General features: G+C 68.8%; 11 protein-coding genes. 7 read left to right on the forward strand and 4 right to left on the reverse strand.

What is annotated here, in order from left to right; all coding sequences use genetic code 11:
- The first annotated feature begins 132 nt into the window (after positions 1-132).
- Positions 133-1,176, forward strand: a complete 1,044-nt coding sequence (locus Q8W67_RS11515) for a cytochrome-c peroxidase (protein WP_305545391.1) — start codon at positions 133-135, stop codon at positions 1,174-1,176.
- A 42-nt stretch (positions 1,177-1,218) separates the two neighbouring features.
- Here the strand turns inward: Q8W67_RS11515 and Q8W67_RS11520 are convergent, their stop codons facing one another.
- Both Q8W67_RS11520 and Q8W67_RS11525 read right to left on the reverse strand, forming a co-directional pair.
- Positions 1,219-1,656 (reverse strand): hypothetical protein, encoded by a 438-nt coding sequence (locus tag Q8W67_RS11520; RefSeq protein ID WP_305545394.1) that lies wholly within the window; start codon positions 1,654-1,656, stop codon positions 1,219-1,221.
- A complete protein-coding gene (locus tag Q8W67_RS11525) occupies positions 1,653-2,489 on the reverse strand; it encodes an ArsA-related P-loop ATPase (RefSeq protein ID WP_305545397.1) in 837 nt (278 codons plus the stop codon). Before Q8W67_RS11525 ends, Q8W67_RS11520 begins: the two co-directional genes overlap by 4 nt.
- Before the next feature lie 1,232 nt (positions 2,490-3,721).
- Between Q8W67_RS11525 and Q8W67_RS11530 the strand changes: the two genes are divergently transcribed.
- Positions 3,722-4,774: a hypothetical protein gene (locus tag Q8W67_RS11530; RefSeq protein ID WP_305545400.1), complete on the forward strand. Its 1,053-nt coding sequence runs from the start codon at positions 3,722-3,724 to the stop codon at positions 4,772-4,774.
- Positions 4,775-4,793: 19 nt separating this feature from the next.
- On the opposite strand, the gene Q8W67_RS11535 is transcribed toward Q8W67_RS11530, so the two are convergent.
- Positions 4,794-5,507 carry a MarC family protein gene (locus tag Q8W67_RS11535; protein ID WP_305545403.1) on the reverse strand — a complete coding sequence of 238 codons (714 nt, stop codon included), beginning with the start codon at positions 5,505-5,507 and terminating at the stop codon, positions 4,794-4,796.
- Between the two features lie 60 nt (positions 5,508-5,567).
- Positions 5,568-6,302, reverse strand: a complete 735-nt coding sequence (locus Q8W67_RS11540) for a methyltransferase domain-containing protein (RefSeq protein ID WP_305545405.1) — start codon at positions 6,300-6,302, stop codon at positions 5,568-5,570.
- A 141-nt stretch (positions 6,303-6,443) separates the two neighbouring features.
- Here Q8W67_RS11540 and gloB point away from each other — a divergent pair, with 141 nt between their 5' ends.
- The 5 genes from gloB to sucD all read left to right on the forward strand — a co-directional run bounded on the left by gloB (position 6,444) and on the right by sucD (position 11,693).
- Complete coding sequence (gene gloB, locus Q8W67_RS11545; RefSeq protein ID WP_305545407.1) at positions 6,444-7,220, forward strand: hydroxyacylglutathione hydrolase; 777 nt, start codon at positions 6,444-6,446, stop codon at positions 7,218-7,220.
- 308 nt (positions 7,221-7,528) lie between these two features.
- A complete protein-coding gene (locus Q8W67_RS11550) occupies positions 7,529-8,146 on the forward strand; it encodes a TetR family transcriptional regulator (protein ID WP_370693862.1) in 618 nt (205 codons plus the stop codon).
- Positions 8,147-8,574: 428 nt separating this feature from the next.
- Positions 8,575-9,537: a malate dehydrogenase gene (gene mdh / locus Q8W67_RS11555; protein ID WP_305545415.1), complete on the forward strand. Its 963-nt coding sequence runs from the start codon at positions 8,575-8,577 to the stop codon at positions 9,535-9,537.
- A 72-nt stretch (positions 9,538-9,609) separates the two neighbouring features.
- Positions 9,610-10,806: an ADP-forming succinate--CoA ligase subunit beta gene (sucC, locus tag Q8W67_RS11560; RefSeq protein ID WP_305545418.1), complete on the forward strand. Its 1,197-nt coding sequence runs from the start codon at positions 9,610-9,612 to the stop codon at positions 10,804-10,806.
- 2 nt (positions 10,807-10,808) lie between these two features.
- Positions 10,809-11,693: a succinate--CoA ligase subunit alpha gene (gene sucD, locus Q8W67_RS11565; RefSeq protein ID WP_305545421.1), complete on the forward strand. Its 885-nt coding sequence runs from the start codon at positions 10,809-10,811 to the stop codon at positions 11,691-11,693.
- Positions 11,694-11,806: the final 113 nt, after the last annotated feature.

Consider the following 11,806-nt stretch of genomic DNA (forward strand, 5'->3'; position numbering starts at 1 on the left):
CGTTGTCGGCAGCGAAATGGCTCGGGATGCGTCATTATGCATCCGAAAATACATGTCCCGGCGTCCGTCTTGCTGGTTTGATTCACCGACTATCAACGAATACCGGCGCAAGGCTGGCCCGCGAGGTCGGTAATGGCTTGGAAGGTCGGCGCCGCGATGGCGGTGCTTCTCGGGATGGTCGGTGTGGGAGTCGGTGTCGGCGGCGGCCCCGATCCGCGCCGTGCCGGCTGGCGCGAGACCTATCGCCCGCCGGCCGAGATCCCGTTCCCCCCGGAGAATCCCTACACGGCGGCCAAGGCCGAGCTTGGCCGGCGGCTGTTCTTCGATCCGATCCTGTCCGGCGACGGGGCGCGCGCCTGCGCCACCTGCCACATCCCCGATCTCGCCTGGGGCGACGGGCGCGCCCGCGCCGCGACGCGCATGCAGGGCGACATGGACCTGCGCACACCGACGCTCATCAACGTCGCGTGGCAGGACGGGCCGCTCGGCTGGGACGGAAAGTTCCGCACCCTCGAATCCGTGGCCGCCATGCCGATCGCCGCGCCGGCCAATATGAACCTGCCGATACCCGACGCCCTGGCGCGGCTCGCGGCCGACAAGAGCTACAGGGCGGCCTTCGCCGATGCCTTCAACGATCCCGCCATCACCCGTGAGCGGCTGGATGCGGCGCTGGCGACCTTCCAGCGCCTGATCGTAACCGGCTCGACCCCGTTCGACCGGTGGATCGCAGGCGACGAGGGCGCGATCGGCGAACCGGCCAAGCGCGGGTTCGACCTCTTTAACGGGCGCGCCGGCTGCGCGGGCTGCCATTCCGGCTGGTCGTTCACCGACAACTCGTTCCACGACATCGGCGTCGGCACCGGGGCGGATATCGGCCGTGGCCGGTTCATGCCGACGTCGGTCGCCCTGCAATACGCCTTCAAAACCCCGACGCTGCGGGAGATCGGCCAACGCGGCCCCTACATGCACGACGGCTCGGTGCCGACACTCGAGGCCGTGATCGACCTCTACGACCGCGGCGGGATCGCGCGACCGAGCCGGTCCCGCGCGATCAAGCCGCTCAACCTCACCCGGACGGAGCGGGCGGACCTCCTGGCGTTCCTCGCGACGCTCTCGGCGGGCGGAAGCCGCGATCTCGTCACCGCGTCCTTCACAGCCGCAGCCCCGGCGCCCTGAAGGGCGGTCTCTCCCGGCAGGCCCGCGGGAGGCGCGGCATGATCAGCGAGCCAAGCCCTGCTGAGGCCCTCCCGGGATGCGCCGCTCACGGGCCTCGAAAGCGGCGGCGAAGCGAGCCTCGCCGGCCGTGTATTGATGCGAGAGGTTCACAAGCGCGACGATGGTGCAGACGCTCCCGAGAACGCTCGCGACCACAACGCCGAGCAGCACGTAGATCGTCAACGTGTTGCGTCGCAGATCGGCCGAGAGACTTTGCGCCGTCTCCCGGCTGGCCTGAGCGATGCTGTCCCGCGAGTTGACCAGTTCGTCGTGCATCTCGCTGATGACATGGGTCGCCATGTACAAGAGCAGGAGATGAACGACGAAGTCGTCGTCCGTCGTGGTGTTGAGCGCGGCCGCCACGCGCACGGCGAGTTGCCGCTCCCAGGGCAGGAGGTCGCGGCCGTGGACCGTGCGGTAGAACCTCTCGAGGTTGGTCAAGGCCGGAGCGCCTCGCGCCACGCCGCGTGGAAGTTGCGCCGGAGGCGGCGACCCTCGACGCGCAGACGCATCGGTGCCCTCGTCGCCAAATCCAGCCACGTCATGTGCTGGATCCGCAGCGCCTCGACCAGGCGCTCACCGATCCGTTCCAGTTCGAGGGCGCGGAAGTTCGGCTGCGCGCGCAACTGCCGCACGAGGTCGGAGGTTTCCAGATAGTCGAAGTTGGTCGCTTGGGCCGTGTTTTTGGCCAGGATCGCCCGGTCGCATTCGAGCAGCATCGGCCGGAGTTCCTTCAGAACATCCAGCGCCGTCGGATCGACCGCACCGGCCGCCACGACCACGCACAGACGGATGCCTTCCTCACGGCAGCTCTCGACGATGATCTCGCTGCAGCGCCGGGTCGTCTCCGTGTCGCCCGCCGGAAAGTCGACCACGATGAAGCGCTCGGCCGCGTCCGCCACGCGCTCGATCATGTCCTGGCACAGGGTCGGATCCACGCGGCCGGTCGAATCCTCCGCGCGCAGGCGCTGCCGATGACAGGACACGCCCGGGCGGCGCGAAACGAAGTTCGCGCCCCCCGGCTCGGTCTCCCGCAACAGCGCCGGGGGGAAATGCTTGTTTGCCGGGTCGGTGTCGATCGCCAGCACCGGACCGGCCTCGGCGCAGAGATCGGCGATCTGCAACGCGATGGTCGTCTTGCCGACGCCGCCCTTGCCGCCCAGGCAGAGGATCAGGACCTTCGCGCCCCCCGAACCCAGAAGGTCCTGCTGGATGTCCTGTATCTCGGTGGGGGTATACCAGGCCGGAACCTTGAGCTGCGTGGCATCGGTCATGTGGCGTCTCCTTGCTGAGCTGATCGGTGCAGGGCTCGTCCACGCGTGCGCTGCCGCGCCGCGCGGGGACGTGCCTGCGGTATTGCCTCGGGCGGGGTTGTCATGGCTCGCGCGCGACGTCCGGGCTCGGCCCGGTCGCCTGCGGGGGTCAGGAATCCCCGCGCGCCCGGCCGTCGCGGCCGACCCGCATGGGGTGATCCGGCACCGCGACAGCGCCGGATCTTCGACGGCGCGGCGGCGCGGTGAAGGACGGAGAGATCTCAAGCCGTCGATCCGGCCGCGCGTCGGCCATCCGCGACGCTGACGGCGGTTGCCCGAGGCCTGCCGCGACCCTGCGAAGGCAGGGCCGCACGGCTGGCCGGTCCGGGTTCGCGCAGGTGAGCGCGGTGCTGCGGCAGCGCCACGACCCGCGTGCCGGGCCTCGGAATTCTTTCCCTTGTCACCGTGTGCACTCCGTTGCTGACCCGATACCGCCGACGGGGGGCCGCCTGAGCTCCTCGTGCGATCCGGGCCGCGCAGGTCCTAGAACTCGCTCAGCTTATCTCAAGAGGCAAGCCTGCGCACATCGAACTTGACGAATTATGTACCCTCATTTCCAAAAAAATATCGAACCTTCCGAGCGATGTTATTGCATTTTTTCTAAAATATAATTGTCTATTACGCAATTTATTGCCAATTTAGCCGCAAATAATCTTATAATACGATGATAATATCTCTATATTTCTGATATTACTTGCGGATATATCGACACCAAGACTCGGCCCCGAGGCGATCGGCTCCAGATCTGCAAGCCGCCGCGACGGCGCAGGCGAGCACCACAAGACCAAATACCTATGCCTGAAGGGTCTCCCGTCGGCGAACACGCCAAGGGTATCCGCGGGGAGGCGGAGGGCGGCTCGGCGGTGCGACCCTGCACATGCGACGGGTCTTTGCGCCGCAACTCCAGCGGGATTCAACCTGGGGCGCCTTCGGCGATTCGCTCAGGCCGCGCCGCGCGTCACGGGCGGCCTGAGCGCCGACCCGAGAGGAATATCGGTCCGGCGGGGGCCTTCCGGCCGGGGCCGAGCCTCCCCCGACCGCGCTCCAGCGGAACCGTCGCCCCGGACTGCCCGCTGGAAATCCACAGCGTTAACCTTCCACTCATATTCGTTAATAAACCATTGGCGAAGTCGCGACGAAGATATCTAAATAGCTCGGTAACCACGGTGTCGCTGTGCAGCGGCGAGGGTTCGATGCTCGCGTTCAAAAGTAAGCGCCCGTCTTTCGGTCTGGCCCTCGGCGCCGCGCCTCCACTGGTGCTCGTCGCCACGAGCGAGGCCCAGGCTCACGTGAAGTGGTTCTGTGCCTACGACGTGGCCGGGCAGCCGCAGGGCCTTGAGCAGGTGCTCTGCCTGAATTTCGAATGGCTGACCGCACTCGCCCTGGTCTGCCTCATGTTCGGATGCCTGGCCGAGGGAACGCCGCTCGGCGGCGCGCTGCTCAACGCACTCGATCGTGTGACGACCCGGGTCCGGACCGACACCGAACTGCTGGTCCGCGCCACGCTCGGCTTCTTCCTGGTCTCCCTCTGGAGCCTCGGCGGCATCATCCTCACCCCGGAACTCAAGACCGATGTGACCTGGATCCCGTGGCTTCAGCTCGCGCTCGCGGCCTGCCTGATCTGGCGCCGCACGATGCCGATCACCGGCCTGGGCATCGTCTTCCTGTTCAGCTTCGCCACCGCGCAGTACGGCGTGTTCCACCTCGCCGACTATCCGATCTTCCTGGGCGTGGCCGCCTACCTGATCTGCCAAGGCCTCGACCTCACGCCCTTCGAAATCCGCCCGCTCGACATCGTGCGGTGGTCCGCCTCCATCACCCTGATGTGGGCCTCGATCGAGAAATGGGCCTATCCGGAATGGAGCGCGCCGCTGCTGGCCGCCAAGCCGCAGATGACGATGGGTGCGTCTCCCGAGCTGTTCATGCAGGCCGCCGGAGTCATCGAGTTCACCCTGGCCTTCGCGCTGATCTGGACGCCGCTGGTGCGGCGCTCGGCGGCGATCATCCTGGCGGCGATCTTCGTCTCGGCGGTCGTCCAGTTCGGCAAGGTGGACGCGGTCGGCCATTCCGGGATCATCGTGGTCCTGCTCGCGATCGCCGCGGATGACACCCGCATGACTGTCCGGGCCCGCCACGCGGTGTTGGCGCCAGCGTGGTACGGTGCGGCGCTCGCCACCTTCCTGTTCCTCTACTACGTCGGGCATGCCGCCCTGTTCGGCGGCCTCGACGCGCTGCCTGTGATCTGACGGCTGATCCCGGCCCCTGTCACCGCGCCGCGATCAGCGGCGCGAACACGTCGGTCAGGCCGGTGATCAGGATCTGCGTCCCGACGCAGAGCAGCAGGAAGGCGAAGAGACGCCCGGTCACCCGCGCCCGGGCCGGGCCGATGAGCGCCACCACCCGGTCGGCCGAGGCATAGATCAGCGCGACCGCGAGCGCCACGGCCAGCGCCGCCACCGTGACGCCGAGGTAGAAGCCGAACCGGTCCGCGTAGGCCGACGGCCGGTTCGCACCCAGGGTGATCGCCACCGCGATGGTGCCGGGCCCCGTGGTGAACGGCAGGGTCAGCGGAAAGAAGGCGATCTCGGAGAGCGGGCCCGGCGCCGGGTCCCGGCCAAACTCGATCGGCGCCGTACCGCGCTCCTCGGAGCCCGCGGCCTCGGCCTGCTTGCGCGCCTCGCGCGCCTCCGGCCGGTTGAGCTGGCTCCAGGCCGCGGACATCACCACCAGGCCGCCCGCGATGCGCAAGGCCGCGAGGGTCACGCCGAAGAAGTTGAGGATCGGCGTGCCGGCCCAGAGGGCGCCCAGCATCACCAGGGCGGCGTAGACGCCGATCCGGCGCGAGAGCAGCACGCGCTCGGCTTGGCTGTAGGCACCCGTCACCTGCGCGAAGATCAGCGCCCCGCCGATCGGGTTCACGATCGCGATCAGGCTCGAGAGGGCGAGCAGAAACTGCTGGGCTGTGAAATCGATGCTCATCGGCGCCGCCGCTTGATGGGTGCGGTCCTATACGACCGGCGCCTTAAGAACCGTGACAGCTCAGCCCGGGGAGGGCGCGGGCACCAGTACCCGGGCCGGGGCGAGACGGCGGGCGCGGCGCACCTGCTGCACAGCCACCGCGCGGTAGAGCTGCTTGGTCGCGTCGACCACGTGCAGGCCGGCGAAGGGCAGGGACAGCCCGGTGCCGAGCCGCTCCCAGGCCGGGCCGGTGCGCAGCATCAGACGCGAGCGCACCGGCGGCATGTACAGCGTCTCGGCCCAGCCCTCCGGGGAGAACAGCGTGTCGCGCATCAGCCGGCCGAGCTGCGAGCGGCTGTAGGGCTGGCCGTGGCCGAAGGGCGTCGCCTCGCGGCGCGCCCACACCCCCCGCCGGTTGGGCACCACCAGGATCATCCGGCCGCCGGGGGTGAGCGTGCGCCAGACCTCCTGCAGCAGCTCCGTCGGGCTCTCGACCGATTCGAGGGCGTGGACCAGGATCACCCGGTCGATGGCGGCCTCGGGCAGCGGCATCATGGTCGGATCGGCCAGCGCCGTGCAGGAGCGGCCGGAGCCGGGCCAGTTCACCACCCCCTGTGTGGCCGGCATGAAGGCGAGGGTGCGCTCGGCGATGCAGTGGATCGGACCGAGATACGGCGTCGCGTAGCCGATCCCGAGGACGCGCAGGCCCGACACCGAGCCGAGGAACCCATGGAGCGCACGGGCGACCACGCGATGCGTCTCAGCCCCCAGAGGGCTCGCATAGAAGGCCCGCAGGCCGTTGACGTCGAGACGCATGGAGGATCAGGACACCGAGCGCGGAGCGACTGTCGTACTCAATGGTGAGCCGCGGAGCGCGCGGCAAGCACCGAAGGAACCCGGCCTTGCCGATGCCTGTTCACGGCAGCAGCTTTCGCGCCACGTGAGTGAGGGAATCCGATGGCCGCCGAGACCCAGATCCGAACCTTCCTCTGCCGCAGCGACAATATCGGCGTCCTGATCCGAGACCCGGCGACCGGCGCCTGCGCGGCGATCGACGTGCCGGAGGCAGGCCCGGTCATGAAGGCCCTGGACGAGACCGGCTGGCGCCTGACCGACATTCTGGTCACCCACCGGCACGGCGACCACATCGCGGGCATCCCCGAGGTCAAGTCGGCGACGGGCGCCCGGGTGGTGGCGCCCGCCAAGGCCGGCGCCGCGGTCCCGGAGGTGGATGTCGCGGTGCGCGAGGGGGATACCGTGCGGGTCGGCGACCTTCGGGCCGAGGTCTGGGAAACGCCCGGCCACTGCGCCGACCACGTCACCTACTGGTTCGCCGAGGCGGGCCTCGTCTGTTCCGGCGACACGTTGTTCACCCTGGGCTGCGGCCGGGTGATGGAGAGCCCGCCCGAAACCCTGTGGGGCTCGCTGCGGCGCTTCGAGGCGCTGCCGGACGAGACCCGCGTGTTCAGCGGCCACGACTACGTCCTGGCCAACGCCCGATTCGCCCTGGCGGCGGACCCGGACAACCGCGACCTGTTGGCGCGCTTCTCGGAGGCCGAGCGGGCCAAGGATGAGGGCCGCTTCCTGATTCCCTCCACCATGGGCGCGGAGCGCGCCACCAACCCGTTCCTGCGCAGCGGCGTTGCAGCCCTGGCCAAGGCGGTCGATCTGGCGCCCGGCACCGATCCCGAGACGGTGTTCGTCGCCCTGCGTGAATGGAAGAACCGCTTCTAAGGCAGGTGATAACCAAGAAAATTTTGTTGCCTTCTCAAGGCGAACTGACACATACGGGGTGCAAGCGGCACCAACCCGCTAGGTTAACGGGCTCCCGGGGGGAAGCCGTAACGTCAACGCGAAGCGCCGGGACGCTTCAGCCGGTATGATGGGGGTCCGTCTCGCCCTACCACCTGTCCACCTCCCGCCTTCCGCTCCCTTTTCTCAAGCCAGAGTCTGACGGGTTCAGGGAAGAGGCGCTCGGCGCCAAGGCCAAACTCCCTGGAGCCGACGCGAGCGACAGCGACGCGCTTCGGGATGCCGGCGATCTGGCGAGCCCGTCTCGGCCGCGCGCGCCGGTGGCAGCCGACGTGCGTCTGCTGGGGATCGCCACGGAGCATCTCTCCCGCCTCGGGCCCAAGCGCGTGACGGTGGTCGCCGTCGCGGCGGAAGCCGGCATGACGCACGCCAACGTCTATCGCTATTTCCCGTCCAAGGATGCGCTCCTCGACGCGGTGGCGGGGCGCTGGCTGCGCGAGGTCGAGGCGCGGCTCGCCGGCATCGCCGACGCGCCCGATCCCGCCGACGACAAGATCGAGCGCCTGCTCACCGCCCTGGCGACGGTGCAGCGCGACGCCCTGGTCGACGAGCCGAACCTGTTCGCTGTCCATCTCGACGCCACGGTCTCCGCCCGGCCGATCGCCCGGCGGCACCGCGTGCGGCTGCGCAGCCTCGTCGAGCGCGTGGTAGAGGAAGGCATCACCTCCGGCATCTTCTCGGCCCGGGACCGGGAACGGGCGATCGCCTACATCTTCGACGCGAGCTACCGGTTCACGCATCCGCTGGCGATCCAGCACGATGCGGAGGTTCCGCGCGACTTGATCGAGGCCCGGTTCGGCGCCGTCATCCACGCGATCCAGCGGGTCCTACGCTCCGGCATCCTCTGAGGCCGGGCGACCGCGCGTATCATTGGCCGGCACAGCATCGTCGAGGCCCGGACATCGCGTCCGGGCTTTTCGCGTTTCGGGGGCCGCCGCCCGGCGTCCTCCGGATACGACGCCGATGCCGGAATCCGTGAAATGACAAGCTTCCGAATCTGTCATCTCGGCTTTGCCGCCCCGCCGGCGCGGAGTGCACTGCACCTAAAACCTTCGCCGCATTGGCGTTTCGACACGGTGCCGGCCACCGCCCGGGTGCCGTAGTCGATCGAACGTGTTCCCCCGCAACCGCGCATCGGGTTGAAGCGACGGTGCTTTTCGGCCACACAGCCGCGCAGATTTCAGAGCGGCGAATCCCGCATCGAGGCCGGCGGCCGGACGGTCTCGGCGCCTCGCCCATCCCACCGAAGACGACACGCAGCGGAGGTTGATCCGACATGGCTCGCAACAAGATCGCGCTCATCGGTGCCGGCCAGATCGGCGGCACCCTTGCCCTCCTGGCCGGCCTGAAGGATCTCGGCGACGTTGTGCTGTTCGACATCGTCGACGGGGTGCCGCAGGGCAAGGCGCTGGACATCGCCGAGGCGGCCCCGGTCGAAGGCTTCGACGCGACCTACGCGGGCGCGAGCGACTATGCCGCCATCAAGGGCGCCGACGTGGTGATCGTCACCGCCGGCGTGCCGCGCAAGCCCGGCATGAGCCGCGACGACCTGATCGGCATCAACCTCAAGGTGATGCAGGCGGTGGGCGAGGGCATCAAGGCCTACGCGCCGGACGCCTTCGTGATCTGCATCACCAACCCGCTCGACGCGATGGTATGGGCGCTGCAGAAGTTCTCCGGCCTGCCCCCCCACAAGATCGTCGGCATGGCCGGCGTGCTGGATTCGGCCCGGTTCCGCCACTTCCTCGCCGAGGAATTCAAGGTCTCGGTGGAGGACGTCACCGCCTTCGTGCTCGGCGGCCACGGCGACGACATGGTCCCGCTGGTGCGCTACTCGACGGTCGCGGGCGTGCCGCTGCCCGACCTGGTCAAGCTCGGCTGGACCACCCAGGAGAAGCTCGACGCCATGGTCGAGCGCACCCGCAAGGGCGGCGGCGAGATCGTCAACCTGCTCAAGACCGGCTCGGCCTTCTACGCGCCAGCCGCCTCCGCCATCGCCATGGCCGAGAGCTACCTGCGCGACAAGAAGCGGGTCCTGCCCTGCGCGGCCCATCTCGACGGCCAGTACGGCGTGACGGGCATGTTCATCGGCGTGCCGATCGTCATCGGCGCGGGCGGCGTGGAGCGCGTTCTGGAGGTCACGTTCGACCCGGCCGAGAAGGCGATGTTCGACAAGTCGGTCGCCTCGGTGACCGGCCTGATCGAGGCCTGCAAGGGTGTCGACAGCAACCTCGCCTGAGGCCATTCGGAGCCGGGCGCGCCAGTCCCGGTTCGCCCGCCCGAAGCCATCCGTTCGTCCGACGAGGTCCCGATGAACATCCATGAATACCAGGCCAAGGCCGTGCTGAAGGAGTTCGGCCTGCCGGTCTCCCGCGGCGTGGCGATCTTCGACGCCTCGGAGGCCGAGGCCGCCGCCAGGGAACTCGGCGGCCCGGTCTGGGTCGTGAAGAGCCAGATCCACGCGGGAGGCCGCGGCAAGGGCACCTTCAAGGGCGCCCCGGCCGGCGCCAAGGGCGGCGTGCGCGTCACCAAGTCGATCGACGAGGTCAAGCAATACGCCGGCGAGATGCTCGGCCAGACGCTCGTGACGATCCAGACCGGGCCGGCCGGCAAGCAGGTCAACCGGCTCTACATCGAGGAAGGCGCGCAGATCGCCGAGGAATTCTACCTCTCGATGCTGGTCGACCGCGTCACCGGCGGCGTCGCGTTCGTGGTCTCCACCGAAGGGGGCATGGACATCGAGGCGGTGGCCCACGACACCCCCGAGAAGATCCACACCATCCCGGTCGACCCCGCCACGGGCGTCATGCCCCACCACGGCCGCGCGGTCGCCAAGGCGCTGGGGCTCACCGGGGCCCAGGCCAAGGAAGCGGCCTCGCTCACCGAGAAGCTCTACGCGGCGTTCGTGGCCAAGGACATGAGCTTGCTGGAGATCAACCCGCTGGTGCTCACCGCGGACGGGCACCTCAAGTGCCTCGACGCCAAGATGGCCTTCGACTCGAACGCGCTCTACCGGCACCCGGAGGTGCTGGCCCTGCGCGACGAGACCGAGGAGGACGCCAAGGAGATCGAGGCGTCGAAATACGACCTCGCCTACATCGCGCTGGAAGGCACGATCGGCTGCATGGTCAACGGCGCCGGCCTCGCCATGGCGACGCTCGACATCATCAAGCTCTACGGCGAGAGCCCGGCCAACTTCCTCGACGTCGGCGGCGGCGCCTCCGAGGAGAAGGTCACGGCGGCGTTCAAGATCATCACCGCCGACCCCAACGTGAAGGGGATCCTCGTCAACATCTTCGGCGGGATCATGAAGTGCGACGTCATCGCCCGCGGCGTCATCGCGGCCGTCAAGGCGGTGGGCCTGCAGGTGCCGCTGGTGGTGCGGCTCGAAGGCACGAACGTCGAAGAGGGCAAGGACATCATCCGGGGCTCCGGCCTCAACGTGATCCCGGCGGACGACCTCGACGACGCCGCCCAGAAGATCGTCGCCGCCGTGAAGGGAGCCTGATCATGTCGGTGATGATCGACGCGAACACCAAGGTCATCTGCCAGGGCTTCACCGGCAAGAACGGGACCTTCCACTCCGAGCAGGCCATCGCGTACGGCACAAAGATGGTCGGCGGGACGAGCCCCGGTAAGGGCGGCTCGAGCCATCTCGGCCTGCCGGTCTTCGACACGGTGGCGGAGGCCCGCGAGGCCACCGGCGCCGACGCCTCGGTCGTCTACGTGCCGCCGCCCGGCGCCGCCGACGCGATCTGCGAGGCGATTGCCGCCGAGATCCCGCTGATCGTGTGCATCACCGAGGGCATCCCGGTGCTCGACATGGTCAAGGTGAAGCGGGCGCTCACGGGCTCGAAGTCCCGGCTCGTCGGGCCGAACTGTCCCGGCATCGTCACGGCGGGCGAGTCGAAGATCGGGATCATGCCGGCCAACATCTTCCGGCAGGGCTCGGTCGGCATCGTCTCGCGCTCGGGCACGCTGACCTACGAGGCGGTGTTCCAGACCTCGAATGCCGGCCTGGGCCAGACCACCGCGGTGGGTATCGGCGGCGACCCTGTGAAGGGCACCGAGTTCATCGACGTGCTGGAGCTGTTCCTGGCCGATCCGAAGACCGAGTCGATCGTGATGATCGGCGAGATCGGCGGCTCGGCCGAGGAGGAGGCCGCGCAGTTCCTGCGCGACGAGGCCAAGCGCGGGCGCCGGAAGCCGATGGTCGGCTTCATCGCCGGCCGCACGGCACCTCCGGGCCGCCGCATGGGCCATGCCGGCGCGATCATCTCGGGCGGCAAGGGCGGCGCCGAGGACAAGATCGCCGCCATGGAGGCGGCGGGCATCCGCGTCTCGCCGTCGCCGGCCCGGCTCGGCTCGACCCTGGTCGAGGTCCTGAAGGGTTGAGGCCGCGCGCCTGCGTTGCGGCCATCGCAGGGCCGCAACGCCCATATCGACGGGGCGGGGCGGTCTCTCGCCCCGTTTCACTTCACGCATCGTCCCCGACAGGGGCTGCCGGC

The sequence above is a fragment of the Methylobacterium sp. NEAU K genome (genome assembly GCF_030700285.1).
In the GTDB taxonomy this organism is placed as follows: Bacteria; Pseudomonadota; Alphaproteobacteria; order Rhizobiales; family Beijerinckiaceae; genus Methylobacterium.

Bases quoted from the DNA above. Each gene is read 5' to 3' on its own strand.
- Q8W67_RS11540 (WP_305545405.1), bottom strand. From the start codon at position 6,302: ATGCGTCTCGACGTCAACGGCCTGCGGGCCTTCTATGCGAGCCCTCTG.
- sucC (WP_305545418.1), top strand. From the start codon at position 9,610: ATGAACATCCATGAATACCAGGCCAAGGCCGTGCTGAAGGAGTTCGGC.
- Q8W67_RS11530 (WP_305545400.1), top strand. From the start codon at position 3,722: ATGCTCGCGTTCAAAAGTAAGCGCCCGTCTTTCGGTCTGGCCCTCGGC.
- Q8W67_RS11535 (WP_305545403.1), bottom strand. From the start codon at position 5,507: ATGAGCATCGATTTCACAGCCCAGCAGTTTCTGCTCGCCCTCTCGAGC.
- sucD (WP_305545421.1), top strand. From the start codon at position 10,809: ATGTCGGTGATGATCGACGCGAACACCAAGGTCATCTGCCAGGGCTTC.
- Q8W67_RS11515 (WP_305545391.1), top strand. From the start codon at position 133: ATGGCTTGGAAGGTCGGCGCCGCGATGGCGGTGCTTCTCGGGATGGTC.
- gloB (WP_305545407.1), top strand. From the start codon at position 6,444: ATGGCCGCCGAGACCCAGATCCGAACCTTCCTCTGCCGCAGCGACAAT.
- Q8W67_RS11525 (WP_305545397.1), bottom strand. From the start codon at position 2,489: ATGACCGATGCCACGCAGCTCAAGGTTCCGGCCTGGTATACCCCCACC.
- mdh (WP_305545415.1), top strand. From the start codon at position 8,575: ATGGCTCGCAACAAGATCGCGCTCATCGGTGCCGGCCAGATCGGCGGC.